This is a genomic window from Brevibacterium pigmentatum (assembly GCF_011617465.1).
GTDB lineage: Bacteria > Actinomycetota > Actinomycetes > Actinomycetales > Brevibacteriaceae > Brevibacterium > Brevibacterium pigmentatum.
Genome location: NZ_CP050153.1, coordinates 3788397 through 3806070 on the forward strand (window position 1 = coordinate 3788397; position 17674 = coordinate 3806070).

The 17674-nt window shown below is 64.6% G+C and carries 16 protein-coding genes; 11 read left to right on the top strand and 5 right to left on the bottom strand.

Annotated elements, in window-relative coordinates:
- Positions 1 to 30: 30 nt before the first annotated feature.
- Positions 31 to 531: a DinB family protein gene (locus GUY30_RS17170; RefSeq protein ID WP_208091450.1), complete on the bottom strand. Its 501-nt coding sequence runs from the start codon at positions 529 to 531 to the stop codon at positions 31 to 33.
- Between GUY30_RS17170 and GUY30_RS17175 the strand changes: the two genes are divergently transcribed.
- From GUY30_RS17175 to GUY30_RS17190, 4 genes are all read left to right on the top strand, one after another.
- Positions 478 to 1365: an ABC transporter ATP-binding protein gene (locus GUY30_RS17175; RefSeq protein WP_167200281.1), complete on the top strand. Its 888-nt coding sequence runs from the start codon at positions 478 to 480 to the stop codon at positions 1363 to 1365. The two genes, GUY30_RS17170 and GUY30_RS17175, sit on opposite strands and share 54 nt — an antisense overlap.
- Complete coding sequence (locus GUY30_RS17180) at positions 1362 to 2504, top strand: ABC transporter permease (protein WP_167200284.1); 1143 nt, start codon at positions 1362 to 1364, stop codon at positions 2502 to 2504. Before GUY30_RS17175 ends, GUY30_RS17180 begins: the two co-directional genes overlap by 4 nt.
- Positions 2505 to 2829: 325 nt before the next feature.
- On the top strand, positions 2830 to 3405 hold the full coding sequence (locus tag GUY30_RS17185) for a GNAT family N-acetyltransferase (protein ID WP_167200287.1): 576 nt from the start codon (positions 2830 to 2832) through the stop codon (positions 3403 to 3405).
- A 133-nt stretch (positions 3406 to 3538) separates the two neighbouring features.
- Positions 3539 to 4969, top strand: a complete 1431-nt coding sequence (locus tag GUY30_RS17190; RefSeq protein WP_167200291.1) for an amino acid permease — start codon at positions 3539 to 3541, stop codon at positions 4967 to 4969.
- 36 nt (positions 4970 to 5005) lie between these two features.
- On the opposite strand, the gene GUY30_RS17195 is transcribed toward GUY30_RS17190, so the two are convergent.
- The 3 genes from GUY30_RS17195 to GUY30_RS17205 form a co-directional block, all read right to left on the bottom strand.
- Positions 5006 to 5740, bottom strand: coding sequence for an ABC transporter permease (locus GUY30_RS17195; RefSeq protein ID WP_062240557.1), 735 nt, complete (start codon positions 5738 to 5740; stop codon positions 5006 to 5008).
- Positions 5737 to 6498: an ABC transporter ATP-binding protein gene (locus tag GUY30_RS17200; protein WP_407645291.1), complete on the bottom strand. Its 762-nt coding sequence runs from the start codon at positions 6496 to 6498 to the stop codon at positions 5737 to 5739. The genes GUY30_RS17195 and GUY30_RS17200 overlap by 4 nt, the downstream gene beginning before the upstream one ends.
- Positions 6499 to 6663: 165 nt before the next feature.
- Positions 6664 to 7299, bottom strand: coding sequence for a TetR/AcrR family transcriptional regulator (locus tag GUY30_RS17205; protein WP_167200297.1), 636 nt, complete (start codon positions 7297 to 7299; stop codon positions 6664 to 6666).
- A 161-nt stretch (positions 7300 to 7460) separates the two neighbouring features.
- On the opposite strand from GUY30_RS17205, the gene GUY30_RS17210 reads away from it, so the two are divergent.
- From GUY30_RS17210 to GUY30_RS17235, 6 genes are all read left to right on the top strand, one after another.
- Positions 7461 to 8741 carry a pyridoxal phosphate-dependent aminotransferase gene (locus tag GUY30_RS17210; RefSeq protein WP_208091451.1) on the top strand — a complete coding sequence of 427 codons (1281 nt, stop codon included), beginning with the start codon at positions 7461 to 7463 and terminating at the stop codon, positions 8739 to 8741.
- A gap of 95 nt (positions 8742 to 8836) precedes the next feature.
- Positions 8837 to 10732, top strand: coding sequence for a helix-turn-helix domain-containing protein (locus GUY30_RS17215; RefSeq protein ID WP_167200303.1), 1896 nt, complete (start codon positions 8837 to 8839; stop codon positions 10730 to 10732).
- 147 nt (positions 10733 to 10879) lie between these two features.
- The gene (locus tag GUY30_RS17220) at positions 10880 to 12154 is read left to right on the top strand and encodes a hydroxymethylglutaryl-CoA reductase, degradative (RefSeq protein ID WP_167200306.1); all 1275 of its coding nucleotides are present in this window, start codon (positions 10880 to 10882) and stop codon (positions 12152 to 12154) included.
- Positions 12151 to 13086: a hydroxymethylglutaryl-CoA lyase gene (locus tag GUY30_RS17225; protein ID WP_167200309.1), complete on the top strand. Its 936-nt coding sequence runs from the start codon at positions 12151 to 12153 to the stop codon at positions 13084 to 13086. Before GUY30_RS17220 ends, GUY30_RS17225 begins: the two co-directional genes overlap by 4 nt.
- Positions 13087 to 13137: 51 nt before the next feature.
- The gene (locus tag GUY30_RS17230) at positions 13138 to 13557 is read left to right on the top strand and encodes a hypothetical protein (RefSeq protein WP_167200311.1); all 420 of its coding nucleotides are present in this window, start codon (positions 13138 to 13140) and stop codon (positions 13555 to 13557) included.
- Entirely contained in the window at positions 13554 to 14939 is a 1386-nt protein-coding gene (locus GUY30_RS17235) for a tripartite tricarboxylate transporter permease (protein ID WP_167200315.1), read from the top strand. Before GUY30_RS17230 ends, GUY30_RS17235 begins: the two co-directional genes overlap by 4 nt.
- Positions 14940 to 15004: 65 nt before the next feature.
- On the opposite strand, the gene GUY30_RS17240 is transcribed toward GUY30_RS17235, so the two are convergent.
- Complete coding sequence (locus tag GUY30_RS17240) at positions 15005 to 16009, bottom strand: LysR family transcriptional regulator (RefSeq protein ID WP_167200318.1); 1005 nt, start codon at positions 16007 to 16009, stop codon at positions 15005 to 15007.
- Positions 16010 to 16100: 91 nt separating this feature from the next.
- Between GUY30_RS17240 and GUY30_RS17245 the strand changes: the two genes are divergently transcribed.
- Positions 16101 to 17645: an aminotransferase class I/II-fold pyridoxal phosphate-dependent enzyme gene (locus GUY30_RS17245; protein WP_323127762.1), complete on the top strand. Its 1545-nt coding sequence runs from the start codon at positions 16101 to 16103 to the stop codon at positions 17643 to 17645.
- Positions 17646 to 17674 lie beyond the last annotated feature (29 nt).

Genomic DNA, 17674 nt, shown 5'->3' on the forward strand with positions numbered 1-17674 from the left:
CACCCTATGCCGCCGCCGCGCGGCGAGCAGTCAGTCGCCGACGGTGTGGTCGATCATCTCGCGCACGATGCCCGCGTGTCCCGCGTGCCGGCCGGTCTCCAGGATCAGGTGCAGGTACACCCACCGCAACGTCAACTTTCCGCCCGGCGGTACGTAGTCGAGGCTGTGCTGGGCGGCGATCTCTCGGGAGCGGTCGCACTCCTCCAGGTAGGCACCGATGACATCGTGCAGCTTCTCGTCCGGCTCCAGCCGCAGGTCAGCCTCAGGGTCTGCGTCGGTCCACGGCGGTGTGGGCAGTTCCGCGGCGGGGATTTGCCCGATCTGCTCAGCGAACGCTCCCAACTCCACCCAACGCAGGTGTTTGATCAAGCCGCCGAGGCTGGTGCCGCTCGGCACTGGGCTGCGCCGGGCAACAGGGGTCTCGATTTCATCCTTGCGGCTGATCCGCTCGCACCGCGCCTCACATAGCGTTGAAGCATGATCACCTTGGAGAACATCAACCGCAGCTTCGGCGACAAGCAGGTGCTGCACGACCTCAGCTTCGACATCGGCGACAGCCGGATGACCGGTTTCGTCGGCTCGAACGGCTCGGGCAAGACCACGACCATGCGGATCCTGCTCGGCGTTCTCGCCGCGGACTCCGGCCGCATCCTCGTCGACGGTGATCCGATCACCGCACATCACCGCAGTGTGATCGGCTACATGCCCGAGGAGCGAGGTCTCTACCCGAAGATGCCGATCATCGATCAGCTCGTCTACCTCGCCCGCTTCCACGGCCTCACCCGCCAAGCGGCGATGAAGCGCGGCCTCGACCTTCTCGACCAGCTCGACCTCAAGGGCGAACCCACCGATACTCTCGAATCGGTCAGCCTCGGCAATCAGCAGAAGGTCCAGATCGCTGCGGCGCTCATCCACGACCCGCAAGCCCTCGTCCTCGACGAACCGTTCTCCGGCCTCGATCCTGCTGCCGTCGAACGCACCCTCGGCGTCCTCACCGCCTTCGCCTCCTCCGGCGCCCCAGTGCTCTTCTCCAGCCACCAGCTCGACCTCGTCGAACGCCTCGTCGACGATCTCGTCATCATCAACGACGGCCGCCTCGTCGCAGCAGGCACCACCGCGGAACTGCGCCGGCAGCGCAGTCTGCCCGAGTGGACGCTGCAGACCGATGCCGACCTCGGCTGGGTGCGTGGTCTGCCCGATATCTCCGTCATCGAGCTCGACGGCAATTGGGTCCGGTTCACGGCCCCGAATGCCGATGCCGCCGAGGCGGTCCTGCGCAAAGCGCTCACCGTCTCCTCGGTGTCGTCCTTCGCTCCGCACGACGTTGCCCTCAACCGTCTCTTCCAGGAGGTCACGCAGGCATGAGCACCACCGAAACGACCACCGCCGCCGACGGCACTCAAGCAGCCCGCGCCGGCAGCAGCCGGGCCGGATTCACCACCGCGATCGGACTCGTCATCGAACGCGAGATCATGGTCAGGCTGAAGTCGAAGGCCTTCATGGTCTCGATGATCTTGAGCATCGTCCTCTTCGGCGTACTCGTCGGGGTCTCCGGAGCGCTGCCCTCACTGTTCTCCTCCACGGACAAGGTGGCGGTCACCTCGGAGGGGGCGAAGGCAATCGAGGGGATCGACGATATCGAACCGGTGGCCGTCGATGACGTCGACGAGGCAACAGCCCTGATCACCTCCGAGGAGGTCGAATCCGCCGTCGTCGAATCGGAGGATTCGCCGACCGGGGTGGCGGTGCTGTCCCTGCGTTCGGCACCGGAATCGCTCATCGGCGCACTCAGTCTCACTCCTGAGGTCGAACTCCTCGATCCCGACGCCCCGGACCAGGCTCTCACCTACTTCATCGGGCTCGGCCTCGGGCTGGTGTTCTTCATGGCGGCGATGACGTTCGGGAACACGATCGCCTCGTCCGTGGTGGAGGAGAAGCAGTCGCGGATCGTCGAGATCCTGCTCGCGTCCACCTCGGCGCGGGTGCTCATGTTCGGCAAGGTCATCGCGTGTACGATCCTCGCTTTCGCGCAGATCGGGCTCACCGCGGTCGCGGTCCTCGCGGGTGCCGCCATCAGCGGAAACGACATGGTGCTGGGCAAGGTCGCCGAACCGATCGCCTGGTTCATCCCGCTCTTCATCGTCGGCTTCGTCATGGTCGCCGCCCTCTACGCGGCCGCGGCATCGATGGTCTCGCGCACCGAGGATCTGCCGTCGACGAGCACGCCGATCATGATGCTCATCTTTCTGCCCTATATGGGCGTCATCATCTTCTCGTCGAACGAAACGGTGATGGCGGTGCTGTCCTACATTCCGTTCTCCGCGGCGGTGGCAGTGCCGATGCGAGTCTTCCTCGGCTCCATCGCCTGGTGGGAGCCGCTGGTGTCTCTGCTCATCCTCATCGTCACCACCCTGCTCGCGCTGCTGCTGGCCACGAGGATCTTCGAACGCTCGATCCTCAAGTCGGGTCCGAAGCTGACGTGGGGTCAGGCGCTGAAGAAGTGACGATGCTCGGGCCGAACAGTGAGTTAACTGACGCTTCATGTTCCTTCCACTCGTTTTGCGTGAGTACTGAGTAGGTTGGAGGCCGTCCGCTCCCTCACCTCATCCACGCACCCGTCCGTGCCCAGCCTCCGGCGCTGCTCGGAACCCTCCGGCTCAATCGACTTCGTCAACGAGGCGAATCTGGACTCGCTTGTGCTCGGTATCTTCGCAGAGGGCAATTTCCCCGTTCGCTGGGAGAAGCCGAGCGCCACAATTTATAGGCGAACCCGCGCCGATCACCGGCGTCGTTCGTCATCCGCACAGGTCGACCTGGCAGAGTGGGCCCATGCAGCCCATCGAACTTCCGCTGACCACTGACCGACTGCGCCTGCGCTCGTATCGCGAGACCGACGCCGAGGCGCACCTTCCGATCTATTCTCGCGAGGACGTCTCCCGGTTCCTCCTCCAAGATCCCTGGACCCCCGAGGTGGCCGAGACCGAGATCGCCAAACGCCTCACCCGCACTGGACTCGAGACCGAATCCCGTACCCTGGCGCTGGTCATCGAGACCGCCGACGGTCTCGATTCCCTTGAAGGCTCACGCGTCATCGGCGATATCGCGCTGTGGCTCGAAGACGGCAGTGATGAGAAAGCGGAGATCGGCTGGATCCTCGATCCGGCCGCCAGCGGCCACGGCTTCGCCACCGAAGCGGCCATCGCCGTCCTCAACGTCGCCTTCGATCACTACGGCCTCCACCGGGTATTCGCACAGATGGACTCGCGGAACACAGCCTCGGCGAAGTTGGCTCGCAGGATCGGTATGCGCGAGGAAGCACATCTGCGCAAGGACTGGTGGTCGAAGGGCGAGTGGACCGACACCCTCATCTTCGGAATGCTCGCCAGTGACAGGCAGACGGCTTGAGTGATCTCTGACTCTTTGCTCAGGGGTCCGTCTACTGCCTCCTTGTCCATATGAGATTCTGAGATGGCCGTGGGGCCGAGACAGAACGCGGGTTCGGAGGGTGGCCTCGGGCAGTCGAGAGTAAAGGACACCCATGGTTTCAGCCGACGAGCACGGGGAGAACGCAGGCCTGAAAAGAGGCCTGACTGCTCGCCATATCCGTTTCATGGCCCTCGGCTCGGCCATCGGCACCGGCCTCTTCATGGGCTCCTCGGAGTCGATCCAATCGGCCGGACCTGCCGTACTTCTGGCCTACATCATCGGCGGCGCCGCCGTCTTCATGGTCATGCGCGCACTCGGCGAACTCGTCGTCCGCCACCCCGTCTCCGGCTCCTTCGGCCAATACGCCTCCCACTACCTCCACCCGTTCGCAGGGTTCCTCGTCGGCTGGACCTTCGCCTTCGAAATGGTCCTCGTCGCCGTCTTCGACGCCACCGCGATCGGCGTGTACATGGGCTTCTGGTTCCCCGAGGTGCCACGGTGGATCTGGGTGCTCGCCGTGGTGTTCTTCATTGCGGCGATCAACATGATCGGAGTGAAGGTCTTCGGTGAGCTTGAGTTCTGGTTCGCGCTCATCAAGATCGTCACGATCATCGCCCTCATCGCCTCAGGCATCGCGATCATCATCTTCGGCTTCGGCATCGCCGACCACGACCATATGGGACCGCAGGCCCTGTTCGACCACGGCGGCTTCTTCCCCAATGGGATCTGGGGTCTGCTCACTTCGTTCACCATTGTCATGTTCGCCTTCGGCGGCGTCGAAATCATCGGCGTCACCGCTGGAGAGGCGCAGAACCCGAAGAAGGTGATCCCGGCAGCCATCAATTCGGTGCCGGTGCGCATCCTGCTGTTCTACGTGCTCACCCTCGGCGTCATCATGTGCATCCTGCCGTGGAACCAGATCACCTCCGACGTCAGTCCCTTCGTCGCGATCTTCGACTCCGTCGGTTTCACGGCAGCCGCTGCCGTCCTCCAAGTCGTCCTCATCACTGCGGCGCTGTCTGCGATGAACGCCGATATCTACGGCGCCGGCCGGATGCTCCATGGGCTGGCTGAACAGGGGCAGGCCCCACGGTCCTTCGCCCGCACCTCCTGCAATGGCGTGCCCGTGATGACAGTCATCACCATGGTCGTCGCCCTGCTCGTCGGAGTGCTTCTCAATTACCTCTACCCCGACCAGGCTCTGTTCCTGCTCGGGGCACTGGCCACCTTCGCCACGCTGCTGGTCTGGCTGGTCATCCTCGCCGTCCACCTTCGGATGAAACGCGTGATCACCCGGGAGAACCGTCTGCCCAGCGAATTCCCCGTGCCTTTATGGCCCCTCGGTTCCTGGCTCACCGTGGCATTCATTCTCTTCGTGCTGGTCATGGTCGGCATCGTCCCCGACTCGCGCCCGGCGCTGTGGGTCGGCCTGCTGTGGGCTCTCGCCCTGTGGCTGTGCTACCTCGCGTTCGTCCGCGGGGACGGTCGCCGACCCCACGAACTCAGTGACGGCACCGAGCCCATGGGGTCCTCGGCGAACTGATGCCTCAGCTCGTGGCACCCCAGGCCCCGCCCCGTCTCACGGCGTCCGACGCCGAAGGGTGAGCGAACCGACGATGACGGCGCCGACGATCCAGCAGGCGATGAAGAGCACTCTCAGCCAGATATAGGCGGTGTCCTCGTCACCGGTCGACACCGCGTCCAGTGCATCGATCGCGTGCGAGAGCGGCAGCCAGTCGCCGATCACCTCGAGCACATCGGGCAGCTGATCACGCGGGAGGAAGATCCCGCCGAGCAGGATCTGCGGGAACACGAAGACGGGCATGAACTGCACGACCTGGAACTCGGTACGTGCAAAAGCGCTGGCCAGCAGGCCCAAAGCCGTACCAAGCAGCGCATCGGCGATCGCCACGACGAAGAGCAGCCAGACCGGCCCTTCGATCTCCAGACCGCACACCAGGGTCGCGTAGCCGACGGCCACGGCCGTCTGCACGACGGCAAGCAGTCCGAACGCCAAGGTGTAGCCGAGGATGAAGTCACCGCGCCCCAACGGCATCGACAGCAGCCTCTCGAGCGTTCCGCTGCGGCGTTCGCGCAGGGTCGCGATGCTGGTGACGAGGAACATGACGATGAACGGGAAGAGCGCAAGCATCGCCGGCCCGATATCGGCGAACACCTCGGTCTCATCGAAGATCCACGCCACCAGGCCGATCAGGAGGCTCGGGACGATGAGCAGCAGGGCGATCGTGCGCGGATCATTCCGGATCTGGACCAGGACGCGTCCCGTTGTCGCCAGAGTGCGCATCGGGTTCATCGCCGACCTCCCTTTTCCGCGCCGCGGACCCTGCCAACGCGACCGCCTCGCGAGAGCAGATGGGTCCCCGATCGCCGGCTCCGCCCGGAAGATCCCCTTCCAGTCGTGTCCGCTTCGATGATGTCGAGGAACGCTTCTTCCGCCGAGGCGGCCCCCGTGCTGGAGAGCAGATCGCGCGGTGTCGTATCGGCGATGATCGCGCCCTCCCGCATGAGCAGCAGTCGGTCACAGCGTGTGGCCTCATCCATGACGTGGCTCGAGACCAGCAGCGTCGTTCCCTCCTCGGCGAGGCCGCGGAAGAGGTCCCACAGATCACTGCGCAGCACAGGATCGAGACCCACGGTCGGTTCGTCGAGGACCAACAGGTCCGGGGATCCGAGCATCGCCGCGGCCAGTGACACTCGGTTGGCCTGACCTCCGGAGAGCGTCCGTGCCAGCTGATCGGCTTGCCCTGTCAGGTCCGTGCGTTCGAGGACTCGGTCGACATCGGTCTTCGGAGTGCCCTGCACTCGTGCGAAGTAGCGCAGATTCGCCCGCACGCTGAGGTCGTCATAGATGCTCGCCGACTGCGTCATATAGCCGACTCGATGGCGCAGATCTGCCGATCCGGCAGGTCGGCCCAGCACCTGGACCCGTCCGCCTGCGACGATCTGGACCCCGACGACGGCCCGCATGAGTGTCGTCTTTCCGCTGCCGCTGGGCCCCAACAGCCCGACGATCGCGCCCCTGGGCAACTCGAGGTCCAGTGAGTCGATCACTGTCTTTCGACCCCTGCGGATCGTCAGACCTCGTGCCTCCACCGAATTATTCATCATGTGCTGAATATGACACCCGAGGGCGCTTCGGTCAAGGGTTCTCAGGGAGAGATTTCATGACTGCCGCCCCACCGCTGGTGAGGCGCAATCGTGCTGGAGCCGTTCGGCTCACTTCGCGTCGCTGACCCCGTCGAGATGGCCCTGCACGGCGGGCGACAGGCGTGCAGTGAGATCGTCGACCGACATCGACGCCAGGGGTTCGAGGTCGAGGACGTGGCGAAAAATGAGCGCGCCCGCCATCTGAGTGAGGACGAGGCTGGCTCGCATGTCAGCCTCGGCACTGTCGACTCCGCTGGCCTCGATCCTGCGCGTCACCGACCCTTTGAGCTCACGCAGCAGAAACTGCCTGATCAGACGACCGGCCGCCGAGTCGCTCACTGCAGAGCGCAGAACGGTCACCCCGATCGACTTCACACTCGAGCGCTCCCAGGCGCCGAGCACGGTGCGCACCAGAGACTCGCCGAGGCGGTCATCCGGTACGTTCAATGCCGAGCGGACAATGTGGTCGGGTCGAACGGGAAGCTTCACCACCTCGGCGAAGAGGCCGGCCTTGGACTCGAAGTAATGGTGGACGAGCGCGGAGTCGACCTGGGCACGACGGGCGATGCCGCGCAGGGATGTCTTGTCGTACCCCTTTTCGGCGAATTCGGCCGAGGCGGCAGCGGTGATCGCCGTTCGCGCATCACTGCCGCTCTCCTTACGCGGGCGCCCCCTCCGACGGGGCCCCGGCTTCACATCCGCCATGTTTCCCAGAGTATCGTGAGACCAAACTGCAAAAGGTCTTCACAACGGTCCGCAGGACCGATCAAAGGTCTGGGAAACGGGCCTCTGTTTGGTCAGAACCACCTCGGCGGGGGTCCTAGCGTGGAGATAGCAGCAGTCGTATGAAAGGTTTTTCGGTTCACATGTTCAGGCAGTCGTCGAAGTTGGCCAATGTCCTCTATGACATTCGAGGACCCGTCCTCGAAGAGGCCCAGGCGATGGAAGCCGCCGGGCACACGATCCTCAAGCTCAACATCGGCAACCCTGCCCCCTTCGGATTCGAAGCCCCCGAGGCGATCGTCCAGGACATCGCCGCGAACCTTCCCGTGACGCAGGGCTATTCCGACTCGCGGGGAATCCTCTCCGCCCGCCGCGCCGTCGTCCAGTACTACGAGACCCGCGGCATCCACAATCTCGGCACCGATGAGGTCTTCCTCGGCAACGGGGTCAGCGAACTCATCACCCTGAGCCTGCAGGCGCTGTGCAACCCGGAGGACGAGATCCTCGTGCCGGGCCCCGACTATCCGCTGTGGACCGCCTCGGTGGCGCTGTCCGGCGGCACCCCGGTCCACTACCGCTGCGCGGAGGAGGACGCCTGGCAGCCGGACCTGGCCGACCTCGAATCCCGGATCACCGAGCGCACCCGCGGAATCGTCGTCATCAACCCGAACAACCCGACCGGTGCGGTGTACTCGAAGGAGACGCTGCAGAAGATCGCCGACATAGCCCGCCGCCACGGCCTCATCGTCTTCTCCGACGAGATCTACGAGAAGATCACCTACAACGGCGTCGAACTGGTCAATATGGCCACGCTCACCGGTGACGATGTTCTGTGCCTGACCTTCTCCGGACTGTCGAAGGCCTACCGGGTCGCCGGCTACCGCTCCGGCTGGCTGGCGATCACCGGACCGCTGGACGAAGCGCACAGCTACCTCGAGGGCATCAAACTGCTCGCGAATATGCGCATGTGCTCGAACGTTCCGGCCCAGCACGCCATCCAAGCGGCCCTGGGCGGAAAGCAGTCGATCGACGACCTCATCCTGCCGACCGGCCGCCTCGGCGCGCAGATGCAGGTCGCCTACGAAGGACTCAACTCGATCGACGGCGTCTCGGCCCACCGAGCCGACGGTGCGCTGTACATGTTCGCGAAGCTCGATGTCGAGAAGTTCGGCATCACCGATGACGAACAGTTCGCCCTCGACCTGCTGCGCGAACAGAAGATCCTCGTCTCTCACGGCACGGCCTTCAACTGGCCCAAGCCCGATCATTTCCGCCTCGTCACCCTGCCCTCGGTTGAGGTGCTCACCGAGGCGATCGAACGCCTCGACACGTTCCTCTCCGGCTACCGGCAGGTCGCGTCGACGACGTGCGAGCTGCCCATCGTGCGCGAGCAGGAGTACGAGGGCGCCCCCGCCGCCGGGTGAGTCCCCGCAGTGAACACCGGAGTCTTCGACGAGGCGGTTGAGTATCAACAGCTGAGGCGGTGGCTCCGGTGCCCACCGCCTGAGAGACTGGTGCCATGGCAGAGGTTGATGGTGGTCTGAGAACTGTGTCGGCATCCGCTGTGGCCGAAGTCGTGAGGGCCGTCTCCCGCGGGACCGAGTTCGACCGAGCAGCTGCTGCCCACCGTTTCGGTGACCACCCCGATCTCATCGATGCCTTCTCCGACCTCTCGGCGACCCTGGCCCGCTGGAAGCAGAAGGACCGCGAGCGCTCAGCCCTGCTCGAAAGCGCCTCGGAACTCATCCGGGTCCGGGATACCAAGAAGCTTCTGCAGAAACTCGTCGACCGCGCCCGCACACTCATCGGATGCGACATCGCCTATCTGTCCCAGTACTATCCGGACACCGATGATCTGCGCGTCCAGGCGAGTCGAGGAGCGATATCGGCCAAGCTCAAGGAGCTTCGAGTACCTCCGGGGGTCGGCCTCGCGGGCCAGGTGGTGCACGACCGCGCGGCACATTGGACTTCGAACTACGACCTCACTCGCCTGCCCCACGAACGACGCGTCGACTCCGCAGTGAAAGCCGAACACATGGAGTCGCTTCTTGGTGTGCCGATGGTCGTCGACGGTGAAGTGCTCGGTGCACTCTTCGCCGCCAACCGTTACTCACATGACTTCACGACTGACGAGATCACTCTGCTGTCGGCTCTTGCTGACCACGCCTCCGTGGTGTTGAAGACAGCGCGTCTGATGGGAGATCTCGCAGAGGCGGCTCGAGCCTCTGCGGAAGCCGAGGAGTCGGCGGCAGCTCAGGCGGGGACCCTCCGACGACTCGTCGAAGTCGAGGAGCATCTGACGCAGCTCGTCCTGCAGGGTCAAGGCGTCTCGGCCGTCATCAACGTCATCTCCGAAATGCTCGACGCGACTGTGCTCGTCGTCGACAGCGGACGCCTCGACTCTCCGAGCTTCCCCGACGACGATGACTTCTTTGAGCAAATCACAGTGGCAAGCGCTGATATACACACAGCGCTGAAACACAGCCGCGAGACGGGGCGAAGCGTGCAAGTCACAGGAGACAGTCAGCTGTATGTCGCCTCGGTGGCTGCCCATCGCCGTCAGCACAGCGGACTGTTCGTCCGCTTCAACGATCATCCCGCGGCCGGCGATGCGAATATCGTCGCTCAGGCAGCGCAATCACTGGCTCTCATCCGAATGAACGATCAAGCCCGGGCCGATGCCGAGAATCGGGTCCGAGGAGAACTCGCCGTCGATATCATTGCCGGCACACGGGACCTCAGCGAACTCGAGGCCCGATCGCGAACCAGCAGCTTCAGTCTCTCCGGCCCCTGGAGGCTGATGACCATTCAAGGTGATATCGACAGCGTCGACCGGATCGGAGTGCGACTCGTCCGCGTCGAACCACGCATTCTGCTGACTCAGCGATCCCCGGGGACCACGATTCTCATCCCCAGTGCCGTGCATCGCGAAAGGCCGACCCTCAATGCCCTGTTCGAGGCGTCAGGTGCCTTCGACAATTCGCTGATCGTCATCTCCGACACCGACTATGAACGCACCCAACTGCGCACCGCCGAGGACGAGATGTGGTCGTGCATCCGCATCCTCAACTCGCTCGGCATCCGCCAGGGAGTACATCTGATCGAAGACTTCGCTCCTTACACTGCGATGTTCGGCACTGCGCCGGAGCAGGTGGTCACGTTCATGGATCGGGTGCTCGACCCATTGCGCCGCTGGGATCGGCATCATTCGGCCGAACTCCTCTCGACACTGCGGGAGTACTTCGAGTCGGGACTTAACATCCGCAGAACGGCCAGACAGATGTCTGTCCACGTCAACACCGTCAAGCAACGTCTGGAGAGAGCAGATCTGGTGCTGGGTGAGGAATGGAGGGCCCCGGAGCAGGCGTTCCGCCTTCAAGTCGCCCTGCGCCTGGACAAGCTGAAGTCGCCCTAGTAGCAATGTGTGTCCTAAGGAGCTGTTTTCTAGCGCTAGGTCTGTCCGGAACGGACATAGGACCGTCGCGTCCGCAGTGATTGACTGATCTCTGCGGAGGAGCCGACAGCCGTTGTCGGCCGATGACGACCTGACTGGAGACACACGATGGCAGAGACCAGCCGAATTGCCGACTTCCGGAATATGCCGGTCGACGAGCGCAGGACAGCCGTCGCGGATGTGCTCGGAACTGACGTCGATCTGTTCTCCCAGGTCAATTCGGACTCCTTCGGCCCGGACGACGCCGCCAACCTCAGCGAGAACGTCTTCGGTGTGTTCTCCCTGCCACTCGGCGTGGCCACCAACTTCACTATCAACGGCACCGACGTGCTCGTTCCCATGGCAACCGAAGAAGCCTCGGTCATCGCCGCCGCCAGCAATGCGGCCCGGATCGCTCGCCCCCAGGGCGGGTTCTCCACCAGTTCGACCGAACCCGTCATGCAGGCGCAGATCCAGCTCATCAACGTTGCCGATCCACATGCCGCGCGTACACGGATCCTTGAACGCCAAGCAGAGATCATCGACCTGGCGAACGATCAGGACCCCAAGCTCGTCGAGGTCGGCGGCGGGGTCAAGGGCCTTGAGGTCCGTCTCGTCGAAGCGAGGACAGCGACCTATGTTCTCGTTCACCTCCTCGTCGACGTCCGAGACGCGATGGGGGCGAACGCCGTCAATACCATGGCGGAAGCCGTCTCCGGGACCGTGGCGGCCATCGCCGAAGGCGACGCGCTGCTGCGCATCCTCACCAACAAGGCCGACCGTCGCCTGTCCCGCGCACGCGCAGTCTTCGACAGAGACCTGCTCGGCGGGGACGAGGTCATCGACAACATCCTCCATGCCTACGAGCTCGCGGCTGCCGATCCCTATCGGGCGGCCACGCACAACAAAGGCATCATGAACGGCATCTCGGCGGTCGTCCTCGCTACCGGAAACGATACTCGCGCGGTCGAAGCGGGAGCTCATTCCCACGCGGTTGTCGATGGCCGCTACTCCTCCCTGTCGACATTCGAGAAGAATGCCGATGGCGACCTGGTCGGCACCCTCGAGATGCCGATACCCGTCGGACTCGTCGGCGGAGCCACCAGGGTTCATCCTGCTGCACGCGCCGCTCTGCAGATCGCGGAGGTCTCGACCGCCCAAGATCTCGCCGAAATGGTCGTCGCCGCCGGCTTGGCTCAGAACCTCGCCGCCCTGCGGGTCCTCGCCACCGAAGGCGTTCAGCGCGGACACATGTCCCTGCATGCGAAGAACCTCGCCGCGTCTGCCGGAGCGACAGCCGAGGAGACCACGATCATCGTCAATCGACTGATTGAGGAGAAGGCCTTCCGGTTCGATCGTGTGCAGTCCATCCTCGATGAGCTCAGGTCGGGAGGTTCGCAGTGAGTACGGATCTGCCCCAGTTATTCCGGCAGCCTGCCCTGCCTTCTCATGTTTCGATCTGCGAGGTCAGTCCTCGCGACGGGCTGCAGGCAGAGTCCACCACACTTCCTGTCCCCGTGCGACTCGAGCTCATTCATCGGCTCACCGAGGCGGGACTGACCTCCATCGAGGCCGGAAGCTTCGTCTCCCCACGGGCGGTTCCACAGATGGCCGATACCCGTTCGGTTCTCGACGGCCTTGATCTCGACTCTGCAGCGACCTATCCCGTGCTCGTCCCGAATCGACGCGGTCTCGACGATGCCATCGCCGCGGGAGCGGTCGATGTCTCAGTATTCCTCAGCGTCACTGAGTCCTTCTCGCAGGCCAACCTCGGCGATTCGCTCCAGGCAACCACAGAGCGCGGCCTCGAGGTGGCACGGGCGGCGACCACAGCCGGTCTGAGAGTGCGCGGATATCTGTCGATGGTCTTCGGCGACCCCTGGGAAGGTGCAGTCGACCCGCAGGACGTCGCCAGCGCTGCTCGACGCCTCGTCGATGCAGGATGCACGACGGTCTCGCTGGGCGACACGATCGGAACGGCGACCCCCGGTCATGTGACCGCTGTCCTTGATAGCCTGGTCAGCGCCGGGATTCCGATCGACAGTGTCGCCCTGCACACCCACAACACCTACGGTCAGGCACTCGCGAATGTCTATTCCGCATTGCAGGCCGGAGTTCGACAGTTCGACGCATCGGCAGGAGGAATCGGAGGATGCCCGTTCGCACGTACCGCGTCCGGGAATCTGGCCACCGAAGATCTCCTCTGGATGCTCGATGGACTCGGAATATCTACCGGAGTCGACATCGAAGCGGTGGCCGCCACCAGTCAGTGGCTGAGCGACCAGCTCGGCACTCCGCTCCCGTCCGCAACACCCTCGGCTGTCCTCAGCCGATAGCTCGATCGTTCACGTTCCCGACACTCGTCGGCCGACAGAAAGCAGGCAACGATGCCGCAATTGCTTGAGGTGTGGAATGACACCGTCGACCCCAGACATCTCATCGGTGGGATCGCCATCGGTGTCGGGATCGCGGTCCCGGCCTACCTCCTCGCCGATCATTTCTTCGCTTCCAACGGCGATGAGGCGCTCGGACACTCTTATGCCCTGCTCATCGGCATCGTCGGCTGCATCGTCGGTGCCGTGATCGCCGGACTCCTCTTCAAGCCCAAGCGAGTGATCACGACTTCGGCTGCCGATACGCGCAACCGTCAGGAAGTCATCGACGAAATCGTCGAGGAGTACGGAGAGCTCGGCGATCCGCGCGAGCTGGGTTCTGCAACCCAGGCCGAAGTCCGAGCACTCGGCCTTTTCGATGCCCTCGTCGACAACCATGAGGCCCGGGCCCAGAAGAAGGGCAAGGAGCAATGAGCGCAGAACTCATCGAACCTATCCTGTGGGCGATCGGAATGGCGCTTCTGGCGGGGGTGCTCTTCACCGGGATCGGACTGATCTCCGGCACTGATGAGACCGCGATCGTTGCACCACTGGCACTCCTCGTCATCCTCATCGGGGTTCCACCTTCCGGGGTCATCGCCTTCTTCCTCGCGGCGATCATCGCCAAACACATCTCGCACGCGGTACCGACCACTCTGCTGGGCATACCCGGCGACACCACGGCGGTTCCGATGCTGCGTGAAGCACAGCTGCTGAGGTCGCTCGGCATACCTCACATCGCGCTGCAGAAGGCGATCTCCGGCGGTGTTGTCTCAGTCGCCATCGCCGTTCCTCTGTCGATCGTCTTCGCCCTCGTGCTCACTCCCTTCGCCGAGGCGATCGGAGCCGCCGCCCCCTGGATCTTCATCGCCGCAGCGATCCTCGTCGCCTACACCTCGAAGGGCAGACTCGCAGCAGTCGCCGCGCTCATCCCCTTCGTCCTGCTCATCGTCGGCCTGCAGGCTTTCATCATGGAGCAGAAGGAGGCGACGTTCACGACGTCGTTCTTCCTCGGCATCGCCACCGGGCCGCTCATCTTCGACCTGTTCGCTGCGCTCTCCCCCGCCGGACGCCGTTCGATGCAGCAGTCGGGCAAGCGGGAATTCAATCTTGCTCCCGACGTCCGGCCTGCAGGGGGATCGAGGATGCCGAACCCATTCAAAGTGCTGACCGGAAAGCAACTGGCATACACCAGCGGTTCAGCGGCGATCACCAGCGCGACCTTCGTCTTCTCCCCCGTGGCCATGGCTGTGCTCATGGGCGAGATCGTCGGAAGCCGGATCAAGAACGGGTACGAACGACTCACCACCGTCATCACTGTCCGCAACGGGACCACAGAGTCGACCTATATCGCCGAGACTCTCATCCCACTCATCGCGATCGGCCTGCCCCTGTCACCGATGGCGGCCGGTCCCGCAGGACCGCTGTTCAACGCTCCGCCCGTCTACACCCTCGATGCTGAGACGGGAACGACGAATAATCTCCACGACCTGCTCACGACCGGTCAGTTCGCACTCTTCTCCGTGATCGCCGCCGTCATCGCGGTCGCCATCGCCTACCCCTTCGTGATGACGAACGCCCACCGCGCGGCGACCTGGGTGATGAAGTCGGTCTCCCACGAAGCGATCATCGCCGGCTTTGCAGCTCTCATCTGCGTCATTTGCCTCTATGAAGGCGGACTGCTCGCCCTGGGGGTGACGCTCACCGTCGGCCTCGTCGGCGGTCTGTTCAACCGGATGATCGGCATGCACGCCGGGGTCCAGTTCATGGGCTACTACGTCGCCGTGCTCACCGTGCCCGCCATCCTCGCGCTGTGAGAAGGCGGCTCAACCCACTGTAAACCGCGGTGAGACCTCGACTCACCTAGCTCTGAGACCGAGCGTCACCGCCACTGCCGGGTGACCGTGCGGACGTCGGCGACCACCTCGGCGATGGCGGAATTGTGCGCATCGACGATCGGATCGTGACGGGCGCTCCCCTGTGGCCTCGAGGACCGGGAGACGAGCAGAACGTCACGGCGGCAGTCGCTGAGCGGCATCGGGATGACGGTGATGTCCGGGTCGGTCGACAGTGATGATTCGGGGATCATCGCCACCGCCAAACCGGCCGAGATCATCCGGTTGATGGCCGCATAGTCGTCCATCCGCATCCCCACGCGGGGTTCGAAGCCGGCAGACAGACAGAAGGAGCGGACCACCTCGTCGATGGCGTCACCGGGGTCGATGCTGAACGCCCAGGTCTGTGAGACGAGCGCTGTGAGGTCCGGCAGTCCGTGATCGTCCACGCTGATCGGACCGATCGAGCGCGGCACGCACAGGAACAGCCGCTCCGAATACAGGTGGGCGGCATTGAGCGTTGCCGGGATCCACGTCCGGTCGAGGTCGGTCGACACGAGCAGCGCGAGGTCGAGGTCCCCGGACTCGAGTCGGGAGACGAGCTTCGCGTGCTCGTCCATCGTCACGTCGAGGGCCGCAGTGAGGATGTCGGTCCGGTCGCCGGCGACTGCCTCGTCTCGGGTCTGCCACCTGGACCGGGCCTGCAGCTGATCGTGCAGGCGGGGGATGACGCGGGCCCCGACGGTGGGTACGGCCCCGATGCGCACCGGCACGGCTTGGGACTCCCGCCACAGTGCCACCTCGGCGCCGAGGCGCTGGCACAGACCGAGGATCTCCACCGCCCGAGTCACGACGAGGCTGCCCACCGTCGTCGGCTGCGATCCGCGCGGAGTGCGATCGAGCAGAGTGGCGCCCAGGGCGCGCTCGAGATTGCGCAGATGATGATTGACCGTCGGCTGGCTCCATTGCAGCGCGGCGGCGGCCGCGGCGACGGATCCGGTCTCGGCGACGGCACGCAGAGCGGTGAGCCCGCGAGTATCCAGAGGTTCCATTGATCTCCCCCGTTGAGTTCAATACTGACTATAGAGCAAGGGAGGAAAGTTGCTATTCTCTCCTACCTGCTCGCCTCCTTAATCTGGAGGCATGACCGTGCACCAGGACTCCCCCATGCCCCCGGCCCCGCACTCCTCCTCGGGGTCGCCGATGCATCCTGCCCTCACGCATTCCCGCGCGCCCTATGCCGAAGCGCTGGCGCACGCGGCCGACCGCAATTCGCTGTTCCTGTCCACACCCGGACACGGAGGCACGATCGAGGGCATCTCCGCAGGTCAGGCCGAATTCTTCGGCGAGCACACCCTCTCCCTGGACATCCCTCCGCTCTTCGACGGAATCGACCTCGGCGTCGATACCCCGAAGGACGAAGCGCTGCGCCTGGCCGCCGAGGCCTGGGGCGCCCGCCGCACCTGGTTCCTCACCAACGGCTCCTCGCAGGGCAACCGCATGGCCGCCCTTGCCATCGGCACCCTCGGGTCCGGCGTCGTCGCCCAGCGCAGCGCGCATTCGAGCTTCATCGACGGCATCGTGCTGGCCGGACTCAACCCCGGCTTCGTCTACCCCAACGTCGACGAAGTCAACGGCATCGCCCACGGCGTCTCCCCCGATGCCCTGCGCCAAGCCATCCGCAATCACCCCGAACCGGTGACCGCCGTCTACCTCGTGACCCCGAGCTACTTCGGTGCCGTCGCCGACGTCGAATCCCTCGCCGAGGTGGCCCACGAAGCGGGTGCGGCGCTGATCATCGACGCCGCCTGGGGCGCCCACTTCGGCTTCCACCCGGACCTTCCGGCCTCCCCCGTCACCCAGGGCGCCGACATCGTCATCATGAGCACGCACAAGCTCGCGGGCTCGCTCACGCAGTCCGCGCTGCTCCACCTCGGCAACACCGAATTCGCCGATCGCCTCGAGCCGGCGCTGGCACGCGCTTTCATGATGACGGCCTCGACGAGCGAGAACGCACACCTCATGGCCTCGATCGACCTGGCCCGCCGCGCGCTCATGACATCGACCGAGGCGATCACGGATTCCTTGGACAACATCCGCCAGATCCGCGCGCAGATCGAAGCCACCGACCGCTACCACCTGCTGTCCGGCGAGTTCCTCGGCCATGCCGATGTCGTCGACATCGACCCGTTCCGCCTGCCCATCGGCATCACCGCCACCGGACTCGACGGCCACACGGTGCGCAAACGCCTGGCCGAGGAATTCGACATCTTCCCCGAGATGTCGACAGCGACCACCCTCGTCGCCCTCATCGGCATCGGAAAGTCTCCGGACATCGGCCGCCTCATCGATGCCCTGGAGACTATGCGCCTCGAGACCGCGGGCTCCGCCACGGCGACGAGCCCGGCAGCCGCCCTCCCGCAGCTGCCGACGGCCGGTCGACTGGCGACGACCCCGCGCGAGGCCTACTTCGCGGATTCCGAACTCGTCACCGCCGTCGAGGCGGTCGGACGGGTGAGCGTGAGCTCGCTGGCTGCATACCCGCCCGGGATCCCCAATGTCCTGCCCGGTGAAGAGATCACCGCCGAAACCATCGACTTCCTCCAGGCCGTGGCGGCGAGTCCGTCCGGTCACGTCCGCGGTGCCGTCGATCCCGGCCTCGAGACCTATCGCGTCGTCAGGGACTGAGTGCCCCCTGCGGGGGTCCGTGAACGGCC